Below are 18,712 nucleotides of genomic sequence, written 5' to 3'. Positions count from 1 at the left end.
GAAACATTTTTGGCCAATTCAATTTTCATTGCAGCAAAGTCGCGCCTCCCGCAGGCGCGTGGATTGAAACATTTTCACGGCCTAGCATCGTAGCGATGCAGGGAGTCGCGCCTCCCGCAGGCGCGTGGATTGAAACTCGTGTCATACATCCAATCTCACAGCATAAAACTGTCGCGCCTCCCGCAGGCGCGTGGATTGAAACCAAAATGCTGAATCGCACCAAGCTGCGCCATTGTTGTCGCGCCTCCCGCAGGCGCGTGGATTGAAACTTTATCTGCAATTCAGTGATAAACTAGCCCTATGTCGCGCCTCCCGCAGGCGCGTGGATTGAAACAAGAAGATTTAATTAATAAGCTCGCAAATAACACGTCGCGCCTCCCGCAGGCGCGTGGATTGAAACCAAAATGCTGAATCGCACCAAGCTGCGCCATTGTTGTCGCGCCTCCCGCAGGCGCGTGGATTGAAACTTTATCTGCAATTCAGTGATAAACTAGCCCTATGTCGCGCCTCCCGCAGGCGCGTGGATTGAAACCCGCCACTGTTAGAGGAACAGCGCCAACACGCGGTCGCGCCTCCCGCAGGCGCGTGGATTGAAACTGGTTTAAAGTGAAGTCTCTTTAACTCGTGCAACGTCGCGCCTCCCGCAGGCGCGTGGATTGAAACATGCATTGGCGCTTTAACATTTCTTCGTGTGGGTATGTCGCGCCTCCCGCAGGCGCGTGGATTGAAACGATCAATTCTTTGAATGACATTCCGCACGGTGTGGTCGCGCCTCCCGCAGGCGCGTGGATTGAAACATCATTACCGCGTCTGCACAGTTTGGCGATGCCGTCGCGCCTCCCGCAGGCGCGTGGATTGAAACTAGCTCTTGCTGAAACCTCCTCCGCATCTCTATGTCGCGCCTCCCGCAGGCGCGTGGATTGAAACTTAGTCTGGCGTCGATGTTATCCCATGCAAGGTTTGTCGCGCCTCCCGCAGGCGCGTGGATTGAAACTTGTCAACTTGCCATGAATATAAACTTTCATAAAGTCGCGCCTCCCGCAGGCGCGTGGATTGAAACATCCCAAAAACTGATTGCCTAACTATTGGATCTTGTCGCGCCTCCCGCAGGCGCGTGGATTGAAACCTTATCAAATACTGGTTGGATATCACCAACTTGTCGCGCCTCCCGCAGGCGCGTGGATTGAAACTTGAAAGTGAAGTTAAGCGCAATCAAGAAAAAGGAGTCGCGCCTCCCGCAGGCGCGTGGATTGAAACGTTTGCAGCTTGTTGCCTGTGTCCATTGTGAACGTCGCGCCTCCCGCAGGCGCGTGGATTGAAACATCTTCTATCTGCTGCTGTGTTTTTACATTAGCGTCGCGCCTCCCGCAGGCGCGTGGATTGAAACTTGTCCAGAGTCGCAAGCGATGCCAAGTTTTTCAAGTCGCGCCTCCCGCAGGCGCGTGGATTGAAACTTGATTATGGATTGGAAGGTTACGGTCTTTACTGGTCGCGCCTCCCGCAGGCGCGTGGATTGAAACAGGATTATTGAATATTGCATTTATGTTGGTTTCTGTCGCGCCTCCCGCAGGCGCGTGGATTGAAACATCCCTAACTCTTCGCAAACTAAAGTAAAATTAGTCGCGCCTCCCGCAGGCGCGTGGATTGAAACTATCAATCAAGTTAGGTCTATACACCCAATAATGGTCGCGCCTCCCGCAGGCGCGTGGATTGAAACCCTCGTATTCGTCCGAGTTAACAGCCCAACTTAAGTCGCGCCTCCCGCAGGCGCGTGGATTGAAACATGGTGGATATAGGTCGTCACACTGGAGCTCTTGTCGCGCCTCCCGCAGGCGCGTGGATTGAAACATGAATGGCATAATCCAGTACGGATCTATTTGAGGTCGCGCCTCCCGCAGGCGCGTGGATTGAAGCCTTCCATACGCCGATATTATGCAGCTCAATAAGGTGTTTATTGGTTTGTTGAACAGACAGATAAACTTCCCTTAGAAGCCTCCTCGATATAGTTACTCCACCAGCGTAGCATTTCTCGACGTTGATTAAGATATAAAGCCCGGTTGTAAATACCTCGAATCTGGTTTTTGTCCACGTGAGCTAGTGCTAGTTCAATGACATCATTATGAAAGAGTTTAGTTTCATTTAGCGTAGTGCTAGCTAGAGCTCTTAGACCATGGGAAACCAAACGGTCTTTAAAGCCCATACGTTTAAGGGCGATGTTAGCAGTTTGGCTGTTACTCGGCCTCATCGGGTCTTTATAGGAAGCGAATATGTATTCGCTTCCACCATTTATTTTTTTCATCTCATTCAACAGATTTAAAGTCTGCGGCGTTAGAGGCACTAGGTGATCCCTTCGTTTTTTCATTCTATCTGCTGGAATAACCCATAGATTTTCATCCCAATCAATTTCACCCCAACGAGCTTGCGCGGTCTCAATAGGTCGGGTCATGGTATGCAGTTGCCATTCAATCATACATCGAGTGGTATACATGATACTGGCCCGTCCTAGGGTTCTCATTAACTCAGGAAGTTCGTCGGCACTTATTGATTTCATATTGGTGACGGTAGGTTTCAAGAACGCAGAACTGATTTTGGCTAAAGGGTTGTACTCAATAAGTCCCTTATTCTGAGCAAAACTCATAATTTCGTTCACACGTTGGCAGATCCTTTTCAGTGTTTCTAGGTGTCCTTTAGCCTGAAGTGGCTGAAGAGTATTTATCACTAGAGGTGCAGTAAGCTCAGTGATAGGAGTGTTGCCAAGCTTCGGTAGCAGATGAAGATTTAAAGCTCGCTGAAGGTTCACCTTTGTTTTTTCACTGATGGTTGCGCTCTTTACTGTTAGCCAACTGTTTGTGACTTCAGCTAATGTGGATAGTAAGCGCTGTTGCTCTATCGTTTGTTGGTTCTTGAGTTTGACTTGAGGATCAATGCCAGTTTGTAGCGTTTCTATCGCGCCTAGAGCCTTTTTTCGTGCATTTGTTAGGGAAAGACTAGGGTAACTGCCAAACGTCATGTTAGCGCGTTTACCGTTGTGTGGACGTGTATAGTTGAATAGCCACGTCTTTGTACCGTTTGGTTTTACACGTAGACGAAGGCCGTTACCATCAAAGAGCGTGTACTCTTTACCTTGTGGTTTAGCGTTAGAGATTTGTTTATCTGTTAAAGATTTAGTTGTTCTTGCCATGATTGGTACACCGTAAATTGGAACATACGGACAATGTACCTATTTGTGTACCTAAACTTCTAAGCTAGTACGAGTCAGGAAAAGACGTTAAGAGAACGCAATCTCTTGAAATAGCTATGTTTAGATACAAAAAAAGACGTCCTAGGACGTCTTTCTTCTGGAATTTGGCTCCCCCTGCGGGACTCGAACCTGCGACATACGGATTAACAGTCCGCCGTTCTACCAACTGAACTAAGGGGGAATTGCTTGATGCGGGGCGTATACTAGCGATTGAGGTTTTTTATGTCAATGTTTTTACGGGCGAAAAATAATAAAAAAGTGCTATTTTTTTCTTTACATTTCTGTAGCCCTTACCAGTTCTAGGCTGTGTTTACTTATCCACTATTTTTGTGGATAAGTGTGTGTATTACCTTGGGGTTATTATTTTTTTATTCACAGGATTAAAAATAGAGCGGTTTTATAAAAACAAGATATTCTTTCTAATTGGTTGTAATAAAAGGTATTTTTTAATTTAATCACACCTTTTTAACCAGAAATTAGGGGAGAGTGATCACTGTGAATTTATAAGGTTTTTAGAAAAAATGGGGACAAGCCGTGGATTGTTTTTTCTGATTTTGGACGGTAATAACTGCGGGGTCGAGGATAATATCAGACATCTCGCAGGGGATCTATAGTACTAAGCCTAAAAAAATGAAATTCATGATGATAAATAAAATAGGCATTTTTATGGCGAGTTCTCGTCGTGTTATTTGCCAATACACAACAGATAATTCTTTGAGGAACTGCTTGCTATTAACGAACATCAGCAGCCAAAATAGGCCATCAGTATTGAGTAGGACGATTTAGGGGATTTATGAGTAAAGCGTTTGAATTAGTGTCACACTATCAACCAGCAGGTGATCAGCCACAAGCCATCACATCGCTTCTAGAGGGAGTGGATGCCGGCTTGGCTCATCAAACCCTATTAGGTGTGACCGGCTCGGGTAAAACTTTTACCTTGGCAAATGTGATTGCCAAGGCACATCGACCTACGATTGTGTTGGCACCGAATAAAACCTTAGCCGCGCAATTGTACGGAGAAATGAAGAGCTTTTTCCCCAACAATGCCGTTGAATATTTCGTGTCTTACTATGATTACTACCAACCCGAAGCGTACGTACCTACCACCGATACATTTATTGAAAAAGACGCCTCTGTGAATGCGCATATTGAGCAAATGCGGCTTTCCGCGACCAAAGCATTACTCGAGCGCAAAGATGCCATTATTGTTGCGTCTGTGTCCGCTATCTATGGTTTGGGCGATCCTGACTCTTATTTGAAAATGATGCTGCACTTGCGTCGCGGTGATACGGTCAATCAGCGCGATATGCTGCGTCGGTTAGCCGAGTTGCAATATACCCGGAATGAAATGACGTTCGAACGTGGTCAGTTCCGGGTACGTGGGGAAGTCATTGATATCTTTCCTGCTGAATCGGAACAAGAAGCGGTTCGAGTTGAGATGTTCGACGACGAGATTGAAAAAATCAGCTTGTTTGATCCACTGACAGGTGCGGTTAAGCAGCGCGATTTAGCCCGTTTTACCGTGTATCCGAAAACCCACTATGTTACCCCCCGAGATAAAATCTTGGACGCCATTGAGAATATTAAGCAAGAACTGCAACTGCGCCAGCAACATCTTCACGAGAACAATAAGCTGCTAGAAGAGCAGCGTATCACTCAGCGCACTCAGTTTGATATTGAAATGATGAACGAGCTGGGCTTCTGCTCGGGGATCGAGAACTATTCGCGTTATTTAAGTGGACGTAATGAGGGTGAGCCGCCACCAACCTTGTTTGATTATCTTCCTCATGACGGCTTGCTAGTCATTGATGAGTCTCACGTGACGGTGCCGCAAATTGGCGCGATGTACAAAGGTGACCGTTCACGTAAAGAGACACTAGTAGAATACGGTTTCCGGTTACCTTCTGCTTTGGATAACCGTCCACTGAAATTTGATGAGTTTGAATCGTTAGCCCCTCAAACGATTTTTGTTTCAGCGACACCCAGTCAATATGAATTAGATAAGTCAGGCGGCGATGTCGTGGAACAAGTTGTTCGACCGACGGGGCTGTTGGACCCGGAAATTGAAGTGCGGCCTGTGGCGACACAGGTTGATGATTTGCTCTCCGAAATTCGTCTAAGGTCGGCACAGGGCGAACGGGTATTGGTGACAACATTAACCAAACGTATGGCCGAGGATTTAACCGAGTACTTATACGAGCATGACATCAAAGTGCGGTATTTACATTCTGATATTGATACCGTTGAGCGTGTTGAAATTATTCGTGATTTAAGGCTCGGCAAATTTGATGCTTTGGTGGGGATCAACTTATTACGAGAAGGGTTGGACATGCCAGAAGTCTCGTTAGTCGCCATACTTGATGCGGACAAAGAGGGCTTTTTACGTTCGGAGCGGTCGTTAATACAGACCATTGGACGGGCTGCACGGAATGTGAAGGGAAAAGCGATTCTTTACGGCGATCGCATCACTCGCTCAATGAAACTGGCCATTGATGAAACCAATCGACGTCGTGAAAAGCAGCATTTGCATAACGAGAAGCTCGGGGTCACACCACAAGCTTTGAAAACCAATATCAACGATATTATGGAGCTGGGTGAGGCAACCAAAGGCAATAAAGCACCGAAAGCAAAAGCGGTTCCACTGAACAAAGTTGCTGAGAAGTCGGGGGATTACGACTCGCTGACGCCACAAGAACTCGAGAAAGAGATGCAAAAACTGGAAGCGACCATGTATCAGCACGCGCAAAATTTAGAATTTGAAGCCGCGGCTAAACTGCGTGATAAGCTTGAAACGTTACGACAGCAGTTTATTGTGAATAGTTAGACTGAGAGACGAGACATAAAAAAAGAGCCAATAGAAAGACTCTATTGGCTATAATATTGTGAACATCGAATTCACTAACAACGTCAGTTGGCTAGGTAACCCTCGCGGGTTATATTTATAATATGCATATAGCATGCCAATAATAAAAATCCTAATAAATAAAGGATGTTGTAGAGAATCGACTGAAAAATAAGATTGGTTTTTGCAAAATGCAATGATGAATGCGATGATTCTGCGCAAAATGCAAATATATTATTACGGCTAGGTTATGAAATTAGAATATCCCCCTCAACACTCCAAATATTTGTTGATGGTGGAAGATACGGCATCAGTGGCAGCACTGTACCGATCGTATCTGACGCCATTAAATATTGATATTACGCTTGTCGGTACGGGTCAGGATGCGATTCGGTCGATCGCTGAGCGCGAACCTGACTTAATTTTACTCGATTTGCGCCTGCCCGATATGACGGGTATGGATGTGTTATACGCGGTCAAACGTGAGCATCCACATGTTCCGATTGTCTTTATGACGGCCCATGGTTCCATTGACACCGCGGTTGACGCAATGCGCCATGGTGCACAAGACTTTTTGCTCAAACCTTGTGAAGCGGATCGCTTACGTGTCACGGTCAATAATGCTATGCGTAAGGCGAGTAAATTAAAAGATGATGCACTCGACCCGGATAATCAGAACTATCAGGGGTTCATTGGCAGTAGCCATACAATGCAAGCGGTGTATCGTACCATTGACTCTGCCGCCAGCAGTAAAGCCAGTATTTTTATTACTGGTGAAAGTGGTACAGGCAAAGAAGTGTGTGCCGAAGCGATTCATGCAGCCAGTAAACGAGTGGATAAGCCATTTATTGCCATTAACTGTGCGGCCATTCCGAAAGATCTCATCGAGAGTGAATTGTTCGGTCATGTCAAAGGCGCGTTTACTGGCGCTGCCACTGATCGCCAAGGGGCCGCTGAACTTGCCGATGGTGGTACTTTGTTTTTGGATGAACTGTGCGAAATGGATTTGGATCTGCAAACCAAACTGTTACGTTTTATTCAGACAGGGACATTCCAGAAAGTGGGGTCTTCGAAGATGAAAAGCGTCGATGTACGCTTTGTCTGCGCGACCAACCGGGATCCGTGGAAAGAAGTGCAAGAAGGACGCTTTCGTGAAGACTTGTACTATCGTTTGTACGTGATTCCACTGCATTTACCACCGTTGCGAGAGCGCGGGGAAGACGTGATTGAAATTGCCTATTCCTTATTAGGGTTTATGTCGAAAGAGGAAGGCAAGGGCTTTGTGAGAATGTCGGCTGATGTGGTGGAGCGGTTTAAGCATTATGAATGGCCAGGTAATGTGCGCCAGTTGCAGAACGTATTGCGTAATGTGGTGGTGTTGAATGAAGGCCGTGAAATTTTGCTGACCATGTTGCCACCGCCACTGAATCAGCCAGTGGAGAAGGCCATTACCGATGCGCGACCAGAAGCGTCGGAATCGTCATTGTCTGTGAGAGACATTCGTCCATTGTGGTTAACTGAGAAGCTTGCCATCGAACAAGCAATCGAGGCGTGTGATGGAAATATTCCACGAGCGGCGGGCTATCTCGATGTGAGTCCGTCAACCTTGTATCGTAAATTACAAACGTGGAACAGTCAGAAAATCAAAGAAAAGGAAAGTTAGACTGCATGGACTTATTGAATAAAAATAAGATTGATACGCTAGCCAGTGAAATTGGCCAAGAGAATGTACCCGTACTATTGGGTATTTTTTTAAGTGAATTAACAACTTACGAAAATAACTTACGAGAACATGCTCAGGCCGATAGTGAGTATTTGAAAGAAATTAGCCACGCACTTAAAAGCAGTGCTGCCAGTTTTGGCGCGGATAAATTATGTGCGAAGGCCATAGAGATTGATGGCATGGTCAAACTAGGGTTGGAGATGGATGTGATGTCGGAATACGAACATTTAATCCAATTATTGCGAGAGACTCGAGAGAGATACGAGCGACTTCAACCTTCATCTGGGGCTTGATTTCGAACGCCATTGCATCCGCAATGGCGTTTTGCTATTGGCGCATTTGTTCTTCAATGGCGCTCTGTAATTTCATTCGGTCATGACGCCAACTGCGATTTAATGAGGCCAGCTCACGGGTGACGCAATGCCACCGTCCTTCGAGTTCAGGATGAGGTTGCTCACCGATCACCACATCAATAGGACGTGCTTTGAACGCTCGTTCACACCATTCTAATTTTTGTTGTAACGTCATCAGCCGTGCCGGACCAAATTCTGGACACAGATTCTCTATGAACATCACCTTGGCTGTTTTATTGGCGGCGATGGCATGAGCAAGTTTCGGCAAGAGCAAGGGGGGCATGACACTGGTCAAAAAGCTGCCGGGCCCCAATATGATGGAGTCAGCTTGTTGAATTGCCAATGTGGCTTCCTTCGTCGCTGGCACTTCTGGCTCTAAATCCAAGCGCAGCAGGGGTTCTTGCATTTCATCAACGTTGGTTTCACCGGTGACCCATTGACCACTCGTCGATAGGGCCGCTAAGTCACAAGGGTGCTCTGCCATGGGCAGTAAATTGACGTGCACATCCAGCATGTTGCGGATGAGGTTGATCGCCTCTAGTGGTCGCACAGAGAGGTTACCTAACGCGGTGAGCATCAGGTTACCGAGGTTATGCCCGTCCAACTCTCCGGATCCCTTAAAACGATACTCAAACATCATGGAGCTGATACAAGGCTCGGTGATTAACTGATTTAAGCAATTACGCAAGTCGCCCCAAGCAATGCCACCTTGGCAATGGCGAATGCGACCTGTTGAGCCGCCATTGTCCGTCGTGGTAACAATGCCTGTCGCATTACTTCCGAATTCTTTTAACGCAGCGAGTACGCGCCCTAATCCATGTCCGCCACCAATCGCGACGACTTTATGCGTTTTATGTAATGACATGCTTATTTTCAATTGAATGGTCGTTACTCATGAGCGGCAACGATTTAATGATGATGCACAGTATAGAAAGTTTTATTTGAATAGGGAATTTTTTCTCTGTGAGGGTAGAAACTGCTGCCAATATTCAGTATTTTAACGCCATGCTGCTGATCCTTTCTTTTATGGGAAGTGAATCAGTTGCCATAACTCCGAGTTTACTCACCTACGTTTATCGATAGGGTGTGTAATCCTGTGGCAATACCGCCACGCGGGCATCATTAGAAATGAGGGTGCCTCCCGTGTTTGGAAAGGTGTTTCATGGCGCAACAATTCGAAGATAGTTTTCGGCGTAAGTTTAATTACTTACGCCTGTCCGTTACTGATGTATGTAATTTTAAATGTACCTACTGTTTACCCGATGGTTATTACCCTACCGGGAATAAAAACTCGTCATTTCTGAGCCTGCCTGAGATCGAACGCGTTGTGAGAACGTTTGCATCTTGTGGCACGTCGAAAGTCCGTATTACTGGTGGTGAGCCGACATTACGCAAAGACTTTTTGGAGATTGTTTCGACGGTCGCAAATATTCCAGGGATTGAAAAAGTCGCCACGACGACCAATGGTTATCGTATGGCGGATCATGTCCATGAATGGAAAGCGGCTGGCTTAAACAACATTAATGTCAGCATTGATAGTCTCGATCCACGTATGTTTCAGCAAATTACTGGCCAAAACCGTTTCCATCAAGTTATGGACGGCATTGACCAAGCGTTTATTGCGGGTTACGAACAGATCAAAGTGAACGTCGTTTTACTTAAACACTTAAATCATCAAGCCTTGCCAGACTTCCTCGCATGGATTAAAGATCGGGCGATTCAACTGCGATTCATTGAGCTGATGCAAACCGGCGATATGGACAGCTTGTTTGATAATCATCATGTGTCTGGAGTGCAAATTCAAAATGCCCTGATCGCCAACGGCTGGAGTATGAAGCCGCGCGGGTTGACCGATGGTCCTGCAAAAGTGTTTACCCATCCAGATTATTTGGGAGAAGTCGGACTGATCATGCCTTATGAGCGACACTTCTGTCAGACGTGCAACCGTTTAAGAGTATCGGCATTGGGTAAATTACATTTGTGTCTATTTGGTGAAGAAGGCGTAGAATTGCGAGACTTATTGCAATCGGATGATCAACATGAGGCGCTGGTGGCAAGAATTCACGATCACCTGCAAGGGAAGTCGATTAGCCACTACTTACATGATGGTCATACTGGAATGACGCCACATTTAGCATCGATTGGTGGTTAACCTTAAGGGCCACTGGTCATCGATGAGTCACCGTTGAGTGATGAATGAATAAAAGACAGTTGTAGTACACAGCTGCCATCGATAATGAAAGAATGAAAGGGGAATACTATGGGTCACGGAGTCAGTGAATTTCAAGCAGCAAATATTGCCGTTTTAACCGTATCGGACACTCGCACTGAAGAAAATGATACGTCAGGTCAATTTTTGGTGGAGTCATTAAAAGATGCTGGGCATCGTTTGGCTGAGAAGAAAATTATCATTGATGATCGCTATTTGATACGTGCGGTTGTCTCGCAGTGGATTGCAGACGAAGACATTCAAGTGGTATTAATTACTGGCGGTACTGGATTTACTTCTCGCGATAGCACACCGGAAGCGATTAAGCCGCTCTTTGACAAAGAAGTCGAAGGGTTTGGTGAGCTATTTCGTACGGTGTCTTATGAAGAAATTGGTACTTCTACAATTCAATCACGTGCCTTGGCGGGTTTTGCAAATCATACGGTTATCTTTGCGATGCCAGGTTCAACTGGGGCGTGTCGTACCGCGTGGACAAAAATTCTTCGTGATCAGTTAGATTCTACCCATCGTCCATGTAACTTCATGCCTCATTTGTAAGCGAGAATACCAATGTCTGAATTAACGCATATTAATGATGCGGGTGAAGCTAACATGGTGGACGTATCACAGAAGCAAGACACCGTGCGTGAAGCGCGAGCGGAAGCGTGGGTGACCATGGCGCCAGAGACGCTGCACATGATTCTGTCTGGTCAGCATCATAAAGGTGACGTCTTTGCAACGGCACGTATTGCTGGTATTCAAGCGGCAAAACGGACTTGGGAACTCATTCCACTGTGTCATCCCTTATTATTGTCCAAGGTGGAAGTGCAGATTGAAGCCTGTGAAACGTCCCATCAAGTACGTATCGAATCGGTCTGTAAGTTGGCAGGCAAAACGGGGGTGGAAATGGAAGCGCTAACGGCAGCTTCTGTGGCGGCCTTAACCATTTACGATATGTGCAAAGCCGTACAAAAAGACATGGTCATTGAGTCGGTACGTTTACTCGAGAAAACCGGTGGTAAGTCTGGGCATTTTAAGGTGGTGGAATGATTACCGTATTATTTTTTGCGCAAACGCGTGAATTAGTCGGGTGTGACAGTGTGACGGTGGCGGCTGATTGTCGTGATATTGATACGTTGCGTCAGCAGTTAGCGAGCCGCGGAGATAAATGGGCGCTGGCCTTAGAGAGTGGGAAATTGTTAGCCGCATTGAACCAAACGATCGTACCACTTGATACTGCCCTTGATGATGGTGACGAAGTGGCCTTTTTCCCACCGGTGACTGGGGGGTAAAATGGTAAGAAACATTGCGGTGCAAGCGCACGATTTTGTCTTGTCGGATGAATACGACACCTTGTCCAGTCGCACCAACATTGGGGCGGTTGTCAGTTTTGTTGGCAAGGTACGCGATATGAATCTCAATGATAACGTCATTGGTTTGAGCTTGGAACATTATCCGGGGATGACAGAAAAATCCTTACATGCGATTGTCGATCAGGCTGAACAGCGTTGGCCGTTACTTGGCGTGACCCTCATTCATCGAGTCGGTGATTTGGACCTCGGTGACCAAATCGTCTTGGTTGCCGTTGCTAGCGCTCATCGTCAGGCGGCGTTTTCGGCTTGTGATTTCATTATGGATTATTTGAAAACCCAAGCGCCATTTTGGAAAAAAGAACGTACCAAGAGCGACACAAGGTGGTTAGATGCGCGTGAGTCGGATGTGCTTGCCGCACAGCGGTGGCAAACCGAATAACGATGGACAAAAAGAGTGCAGAGGCGCTCTTTTTTATTGTCTATCACTGGAAAATAAGCTTGACCTTGGACTTGGCTCCAACCTATATACTTCTCCCATGATCCACAGGTAAAGAGAATGGTTAATGTGTACGAAACATAAAGAATGCTGTTCCAGTAAAACAGCGCCACAGCCGGCCCAGCAACACGCATCGTGTTGTGGGGGCTCAGACAAACATGTTCATGCGGACGAGCATCATGCCAGTCATTGTCATGCCTCAACGCAATCGTGTTGCAGTAGCGGCGATTCGCCGAATGACGACGATGACGATCCCGAGCGACGATCCGGACAATATCAGCAGCGCTGGACCATTCTCGGGATGGACTGTCCCTCCTGCGCGCGCAAAGTCGAAACAGCCGTGAAGCAACTGGCTGATATTCAAACGGCGAAAGTGATTTTCAGTACAGAAAAATTGGTCGTGAATTATGACCACGCGGAGACAGAACAAAAAATAGAGGCGGCGGTTCGCGCCAGTGGATTCCGTTTACAACAAACGTCCCACACCTCTTCTCAAGTGAATCAATCCACTCCTTGGTATCGTGATAGCGAAACACAACGCATTCTTGGCATTGGTCTAGGAATCGCGATTGCTGCACTGGCTGGCCTGTGGAATACCACCATCAGCCAATGGGTATATACGTTAGTGTGTTTGATTGGGTTGCTTCCCATCGCCTGTAGTGCATGGCGTTTAGCCAAATCAGGCACCCCATTTGGAATAGAAACCTTGATGTCAGTGGCGGCACTGGGCGCGCTCTATTTAGGAGCGACCGCTGAAGCGGCCATGGTCATTGTTCTTTTCATGATTGGTGAGCGCTTAGAAGGCTACGCGGCTTCACGAGCCCGCAGCGGCGTGCAATCTTTGATGGCATTGGTACCCGATACGGCTGTTCGTCTTAACGGTCATGAGCGCCAGAGTGTCTCTGCAAGTGAATTACAGCCAGGGGATTGGGTTGAAGTCACCCCAGGCAGTCGCTTACCGGCGGACGGCCGTCTGCTCGATAACGTTGTCAGTGTTGATGAAAGTGCATTAACGGGGGAATCGATACCAGTAGAACATCAAAAAGGCGCTCATATCGCCGCGGGTTGTGTTGTGGTTGATCATGTGGTGCGCATTGAAATTACGTCTCGCCAAGGTGAGAACACCATTGATCGTATTTTACACTTGATGGAAGAGGCGGAATCACACAAAGCCCCATTAGAGCGGTTTTTAGATAGGTTCAGCCGTTGGTATACCCCTTTAATGTTATTGGTCGGTCTGATGGTAGTGTTTGTTCCTCCCATCATGTTTGCCCAGCCTTGGGATACGTGGCTTTATCGTGGATTAGCGACGTTGTTGATTGCATGTCCTTGTGCGCTGGTAATCTCCACGCCAGCGGCGATTACCTCGGGGCTCGCGACTGTGACAAAGCATGGCGCTTTGGTGAAAGGCGGGGCGGCCCTAGAGCAGCTTGGTAACGTTGATGTCGTGGCATTTGATAAAACGGGCACGTTAACGCAGGGGAATCCGCAAGTGACCGACGTTTTGGTCGTGGGGAATATGGACGAGCAACGATTGGTGTCCTACGTTGCGGCAATAGAAACGGGCTCTTCTCATCCGCTTGCCACGGCGTTAATTCGCTATGCGCAAGAGAACAAGATTGCGTTTGAGGAAGCCGAGCAAAGAAGCACTCAAGCGGGACAGGGGGTTCGAGGCCACATCAACGGAGTAGAGTACCAATTGGTATCGCCACGTTTTTGTCCTGCCAGCGCGGGTTGGGATTCCATGCAACAAATCGAATCACAGGGTAAAACGGTGGCATGTGTGCTCCGTGATGGTGAGCTTGTTGGCGCCATCGCGTGGCAAGACACCATACGTGCAGAAGCCAAACAGGCGATTGAACAGTTGCAGCAGCTAGGTATTCGTAGCGTGATGTTGACGGGGGATAATGAGCGCAGCGCTGCAGGGATTGCCCAGCAATTGGGCATTGATTATCAAGCTCAGTTATTACCGGAAGATAAAGTCAAAGCGGTACGGAAATTGGCTCGCACCCATCGCGTCGCCATGATTGGGGATGGTATCAATGACGCTCCAGCAATGAAAGCAGCGCATATCGGCATTGCCATGGGAAACGGTACGGATGTCGCTTTAGATACTGCGGATGCCGCATTAACTCACAGTCGTTTAACCGCATTAGCGAGTATGATTGTGTTATCTCGTGCCACAGTGAACAATATTAAACAAAATGTGTCGATTGCACTCGGCTTAAAGGCGATCTTTTTGGTCACCAGTATTTTAGGGATGACAGGACTGTGGTTAGCGGTGTTAGCCGATAGTGGCGCAACAGCGTTGGTGACTATGAATGCGTTACGCTTGTTGCGACATAAATCCTCGTAACGATTAGTGCCGTCTATACTGTGCTGGGGCTAGGTCGTCAGATTGATAAGATAGGGAAGTAATAATGTGATAAAAATCACATTAACATGTAATTTCTTGATCATTACTTATGGGTTTTGTGAATCTGATCTATTCTGGTGGCAGAAATATCACTTAAAGTAAGTGGTGTATCCCTATTTATCATAACTATTAAGAGCTGAATAAGCCGACTAAGGAGTATCTTATGACTCAAGCTGTTTTTCATTTAGGCGTCACTAAGACCGATCTGCAAGGTGCGACACTGGCGATCATTCCTGGCGACCCTGCGCGCGTTGAAAAAATTGCAAACTTGATGGATAACCCGACATTTCTTGCCAGTCAGCGTGAATATACGGTATATCGTGGCGAGTTGGATGGGAAAGCGGTCGTGGTCTGTTCTACTGGTATTGGCGGCCCATCAACGTCAATCGCTGTTGAAGAATTGGCTCAACTTGGTGTAAGAACCTTCCTACGTGTTGGTACGACCGGTGCGATTCAGCCACATGTCAATGTGGGTGATATGATTGTGACCACAGGCTCGGTACGGCTTGATGGAGCCAGTTCGCATTTTGCACCGATGGAGTTTCCCGCCGTGGCCGATTTTGATGTCGCGACGGCAATGAAGCAAGCGGCGCAAGAAAGTGGGGCGCAAGTCTATACAGGGGTCACGGCATCTTCAGATACCTTCTATCCTGGTCAAGAGCGTTACGATACGTTCAGTGGTCGTGTGGTTCGCCGTTTCCAAGACTCGATGAAAGAGTGGCAGGAAATGGGCGTGTTGAACTTTGAAATGGAATCGGCAACCTTGCTGACCATGTGCGCGAGCTCTGGCTTGAAAGCCGGATGTGTTGCTGGGGTGATTATTAACCGTGCGCAAGCGGAAACCCCAGACCATGAGACATTGAAGAAAGCGGAAACACGCTCAATTCAGGTGGTGGTTGAAGCGGCACGTAAACTGCTATAACAGCGATGGTTCTAAGAATTAAAAAGCCCCATGATGAATGCTCATCATGGGGCTTTTTCGTGCAGTCTAGGCCATGACCATTTTGGGTAAAGGAATGAATAATGTTTTGGTGAGCCGACTGAGGATCAGATCGTATTCATTGGCAATCGCCATAGACAGCGAGTGCATCCGATGATAAAGCTCGTCAGCATCAAGTGATACCGTCTGCTCATGAGAGCAGCGTTGAAGTGCTTGCAAAGCCAACAAACAATCAGGGGTTGAGATCGGTAACGCGCTAATAAAGGAAAGCTGATTGACCTTTTTATAAACGATATCAGCATAAAGTAAGAAGCGCTGTTGGCCAGACTCCGAATCGAGATCCGCGATACAAATGTGCAATTGAGTTAATGCATCAAGGCTATCAACGACCATTTGCCATTGTTGATGGTACTCATCACAGAGCAGCTCTTTATTGGAGGTCAGTAACCAATCCAAGACCACTTCATCCCAAGACCACTTCATCAATCAAGAACATGCCATGACGAAGGGTTTTACCATGAATGATTTGGTTGCGGCTTAGTGAGTAGTTGGGCCAGTTGCTCATCACTTCTGCCAATTTCGTTTGGAAGATACGATACATGGGTTTGTTATCTAGATGCACTGTTGAGATAAGGTGATTGGAATGCACACTGATCTCTTGCTGAAGTCGTTCAATTTCAGAGGTATGGTCCTCAGCATGCAATAAAGACAGGTGAGTGATCCTGCGGTGTTGATGGGTTAAATGAAGAAGCTCACGCAACTGAACCAACACATCGTACTGACGCTGCATTATCGCTTGCTGACGTTGAGAGTATTGATAAATCGCGGCCAGTATCGCCAACGAAATGATTATCGTAACCAAGATAAACATAACTGACTCCCGGTTGGGGTACATGAGTATGTAAGAACTTAGCATGCTTAATGCCAACTCTATAAGTTAATATTTATCAATGAGTTATAATTATGATGCAGCTCTGCGTGCACCAACTGAGTGCGTAATGCGCCCAAAGCGGTGCTGCAAAATAGAAAAAGCCCGTGTTAGATAGAACACGGGCTTTGTGATTGACGCTCAGAGAAAAGCACGCGTTACATTACACGCATGCCAGGTTGAGCCCCTTCATGAGGTTCCAAAATCCACAATTCATCGCCACCAGGGCCTGCCGCAAGGATCATCCCTTCAGACATACCAAATTTCATTTTGCGTGGTTTCAAGTTCGCAACCATGACGGTGTATTTACCCACCAGTTCTTCTGGTTGATAAGCCGCCTTAATCCCCGAGAACACTTGACGCATTTCTCCGCCAATATCTAGCTGAAACTTCAGTAGTTTGTTCGCTTTTGGTACGGATTCACAAGACACAATTTTAGCGATACGCATGTCGACTTTGGCAAAATCATCAAACTCGATTTCATCGGCAATGGGGTCTTTGTCCAATTGCGTTTGCTGAGCTTGAGCCGCCGCTGCTACAACGGCTTGTTCTGCCGCGACCACTTCTTTGGAGTCTTCCAGCATGGCTTCTACATGTTTAGGATCGATGCGGTTAAAGAGCGCTTTAAAGCGGCTGATAGAGTGATCCGTCAGCGGTGTTTGTATGCCTTCCCACGTTAATTCTTGGTTTAAGAACGCTTCCGTTTTCTCGGCCAATAATGGCATGACGGGTTTCAAATACGTCATTAAAACACGGAATAAGTTGAGTCCGACGGTACAAATGTCTTGCAGCGCTTGTTCTTGACCGTCTTGCTTGGCGATAACCCAAGGTGCTTTTTCATCAATGTACTGGTTTGCTTTATCCGCCAAGGCGGTAATTTCGCGAATCGCTCGGCTGTATTCACGGTTTTCGAAGAGTTCACCAAGATGAGAAGCAGCGTCAACGAACGACTGATACAGTTCTGGCTCTGCGAATTGAGCAGAGAGCTTGCCATCAAAACGTTTGGTAATGAAGCCAGCATTACGAGACGCTAGGTTGACGATTTTATTGACGATATCTGAGTTCACACGCTGTGTGAAATCGTCTAAGTTTAGGTCAAGGTCGTCAATACGATTGTTTAATTTAGCAGCATAGTAATAACGCAGGCATTCAGGATCCAAGTGACGTAAGTACGTACTTGCTTTGATGAACGTACCTTTTGATTTGGACATTTTTGCGCCGTTTACCGTAACGTAACCGTGCACAAAGACATTGTTGGGCTGGCGGTAACCTGCACCGTCAAGCATGGCAGGCCAGAACAAGCTGTGGAAGTAAACAATATCTTTACCAATGAAGTGATAAAGCTCTGCTGAACTGTCTTTTTTCCAGTAATCATCAAAGTTTAAGTCATCGCGCTTATCACACAGATTTTTGAATGAGCCCATGTAACCAATTGGCGCATCAAGCCAAACGTAGAAGAACTTGCCAGTCTCGCCTGGGATTTCAAAGCCAAAATACGGCGCATCACGGGAAATATCCCATTGTTGTAAACCCGATTCGAACCATTCTTGCATTTTATTGGCGGTTTCGGTCTGGAGTGAACCTGAACGTGTCCACTCTTTCAGCATGCTTTCGAATTGCGGCAAGTCAAAGAAGAAGTGTTCAGAGTCTTTTAATACAGGCGTTGCGCCAGATACCGCAGAACGAGGATCAATCAATTCTGTCGGGCTATAGGTTTCACCACAGACTTCACAGTTATCGCCGTACTGATCTTCCGCTTTACATTTCGGGCAAGAGCCTTTAACGAAACGATCGGGAAGGAACATTTCTTTTTCTGGATCAAAAAGCTGAGAGATGGTACGGCTTGAGATAAAGCCATTTTTCTTCAGTTCTAGATAAATGTGTGAGGCTAACTCACGGTTTTCTTCACTGTGAGTGCTGTGATAGTTATCAAAACTGATGTTAAACCCTGAAAAATCTTGCTGATGTTCTTGGCTGACACCTGCGATCATTTCTTCTGGCGTGATACCCATCTGTTGCGCTTTAAGCATGATTGGCGTGCCGTGAGCATCGTCCGCACAGATGAAGTTAGTTGTGTTGCCTCGTAGGCGCTGGTAACGAACCCAAATATCGGCTTGGATATGCTCAAGCATATGACCCAAGTGGATAGAACCGTTAGCGTACGGAAGGGCACAAGTTACCAGAATTTTTCTCGGTTCAGTTGCCATACTTAATTATTCGCTTTTTTGATAGGTATTATAAAAGAGTGGGG

Annotated in this window: 15 protein-coding genes, 1 tRNA gene, 1 CRISPR repeat array and 1 riboswitch (1 of these 18 cut by a window edge); of the genes, 10 read left to right on the top strand and 6 right to left on the bottom strand. The window is 46.9% G+C overall.

Annotated elements, in window-relative coordinates:
• Nucleotides 1-1,914: direct repeats of the CRISPR family, unit length 32 nt; unit sequence GTCGCGCCTCCCGCAGGCGCGTGGATTGAAAC; it reaches 27 nt to the left of the window's first position.
• A 37-nt stretch (nt 1,915-1,951) separates the two neighbouring features.
• Complete coding sequence (locus EAE30_RS13770) at nt 1,952-3,181, bottom strand: integrase domain-containing protein (protein WP_123016443.1); 1,230 nt, start codon at nt 3,179-3,181, stop codon at nt 1,952-1,954.
• 165 nt (nt 3,182-3,346) lie between these two features.
• Nucleotides 3,347-3,422, bottom strand: a tRNA-Asn gene (locus EAE30_RS13765).
• Between the two features lie 612 nt (nt 3,423-4,034).
• Between EAE30_RS13765 and uvrB the strand changes: the two genes are divergently transcribed.
• The 3 genes from uvrB (at nt 4,035) to luxU (ending at nt 8,099) form a co-directional block, all read left to right on the top strand.
• Nucleotides 4,035-6,065, top strand: coding sequence for an excinuclease ABC subunit UvrB (uvrB, locus tag EAE30_RS13760; RefSeq protein WP_123016442.1), 2,031 nt, complete (start codon nt 4,035-4,037; stop codon nt 6,063-6,065).
• A 268-nt stretch (nt 6,066-6,333) separates the two neighbouring features.
• Entirely contained in the window at nt 6,334-7,746 is a 1,413-nt protein-coding gene (gene luxO, locus EAE30_RS13755) for a quorum-sensing sigma-54 dependent transcriptional regulator LuxO (protein ID WP_453891332.1), read from the top strand.
• A gap of 5 nt (nt 7,747-7,751) precedes the next feature.
• Nucleotides 7,752-8,099 carry a quorum-sensing phosphorelay protein LuxU gene (luxU, locus tag EAE30_RS13750; RefSeq protein WP_123016441.1) on the top strand — a complete coding sequence of 116 codons (348 nt, stop codon included), beginning with the start codon at nt 7,752-7,754 and terminating at the stop codon, nt 8,097-8,099.
• 34 nt (nt 8,100-8,133) lie between these two features.
• Here the strand turns inward: luxU and yvcK are convergent, their stop codons facing one another.
• Nucleotides 8,134-9,024 carry a uridine diphosphate-N-acetylglucosamine-binding protein YvcK gene (gene yvcK / locus EAE30_RS13745; protein ID WP_123016440.1) on the bottom strand — a complete coding sequence of 297 codons (891 nt, stop codon included), beginning with the start codon at nt 9,022-9,024 and terminating at the stop codon, nt 8,134-8,136.
• A 174-nt stretch (nt 9,025-9,198) separates the two neighbouring features.
• Nucleotides 9,199-9,334: riboswitch (molybdenum cofactor riboswitch) on the top strand.
• Between yvcK and moaA the strand changes: the two genes are divergently transcribed.
• The 7 genes from moaA (at nt 9,322) to udp (ending at nt 15,515) form a co-directional block, all read left to right on the top strand.
• Nucleotides 9,322-10,311, top strand: a complete 990-nt coding sequence (gene moaA / locus EAE30_RS13740; RefSeq protein WP_123016439.1) for a GTP 3',8-cyclase MoaA — start codon at nt 9,322-9,324, stop codon at nt 10,309-10,311. It overlaps the preceding riboswitch by 13 nt.
• Before the next feature lie 108 nt (nt 10,312-10,419).
• Nucleotides 10,420-10,926: a molybdenum cofactor biosynthesis protein B gene (gene moaB, locus EAE30_RS13735; protein ID WP_123016438.1), complete on the top strand. Its 507-nt coding sequence runs from the start codon at nt 10,420-10,422 to the stop codon at nt 10,924-10,926.
• A gap of 12 nt (nt 10,927-10,938) precedes the next feature.
• The gene (gene moaC / locus EAE30_RS13730) at nt 10,939-11,418 is read left to right on the top strand and encodes a cyclic pyranopterin monophosphate synthase MoaC (protein WP_123016437.1); all 480 of its coding nucleotides are present in this window, start codon (nt 10,939-10,941) and stop codon (nt 11,416-11,418) included.
• On the top strand, nt 11,415-11,660 hold the full coding sequence (gene moaD / locus EAE30_RS13725; protein ID WP_123016436.1) for a molybdopterin synthase sulfur carrier subunit: 246 nt from the start codon (nt 11,415-11,417) through the stop codon (nt 11,658-11,660). The genes moaC and moaD overlap by 4 nt, the downstream gene beginning before the upstream one ends.
• A 1-nt stretch (nt 11,661) precedes the next feature.
• Nucleotides 11,662-12,120, top strand: coding sequence for a molybdopterin synthase catalytic subunit MoaE (gene moaE, locus EAE30_RS13720; RefSeq protein ID WP_123016435.1), 459 nt, complete (start codon nt 11,662-11,664; stop codon nt 12,118-12,120).
• Nucleotides 12,121-12,244: 124 nt separating this feature from the next.
• Entirely contained in the window at nt 12,245-14,533 is a 2,289-nt protein-coding gene (locus tag EAE30_RS13715; protein WP_123016434.1) for a zinc/cadmium/mercury/lead-transporting ATPase, read from the top strand.
• Nucleotides 14,534-14,756: 223 nt separating this feature from the next.
• On the top strand, nt 14,757-15,515 hold the full coding sequence (udp, locus tag EAE30_RS13710; protein WP_123016433.1) for a uridine phosphorylase: 759 nt from the start codon (nt 14,757-14,759) through the stop codon (nt 15,513-15,515).
• 66 nt (nt 15,516-15,581) lie between these two features.
• Here the strand turns inward: udp and EAE30_RS13705 are convergent, their stop codons facing one another.
• The 3 genes from EAE30_RS13705 to metG all read right to left on the bottom strand — a co-directional run bounded on the left by EAE30_RS13705 (nt 15,582) and on the right by metG (nt 18,668).
• The gene (locus EAE30_RS13705) at nt 15,582-16,016 is read right to left on the bottom strand and encodes a hypothetical protein (RefSeq protein ID WP_123016432.1); all 435 of its coding nucleotides are present in this window, start codon (nt 16,014-16,016) and stop codon (nt 15,582-15,584) included.
• Nucleotides 15,997-16,404 (bottom strand): hypothetical protein, encoded by a 408-nt coding sequence (locus EAE30_RS13700; protein ID WP_123016431.1) that lies wholly within the window; start codon nt 16,402-16,404, stop codon nt 15,997-15,999. Before EAE30_RS13700 ends, EAE30_RS13705 begins: the two co-directional genes overlap by 20 nt.
• Nucleotides 16,405-16,619: 215 nt before the next feature.
• Nucleotides 16,620-18,668, bottom strand: coding sequence for a methionine--tRNA ligase (gene metG / locus EAE30_RS13695; RefSeq protein ID WP_123016430.1), 2,049 nt, complete (start codon nt 18,666-18,668; stop codon nt 16,620-16,622).
• Between the last annotated feature and the right edge of the window lie 44 nt (nt 18,669-18,712).

The organism is Vibrio zhugei (assembly GCF_003716875.1).
In the GTDB taxonomy this organism is placed as follows: domain Bacteria; phylum Pseudomonadota; class Gammaproteobacteria; order Enterobacterales; family Vibrionaceae; genus Vibrio; species Vibrio zhugei.
Note: the sequence above shows the minus strand (reverse complement) of the source record. Positions and strands in the feature narration are given on the sequence as shown.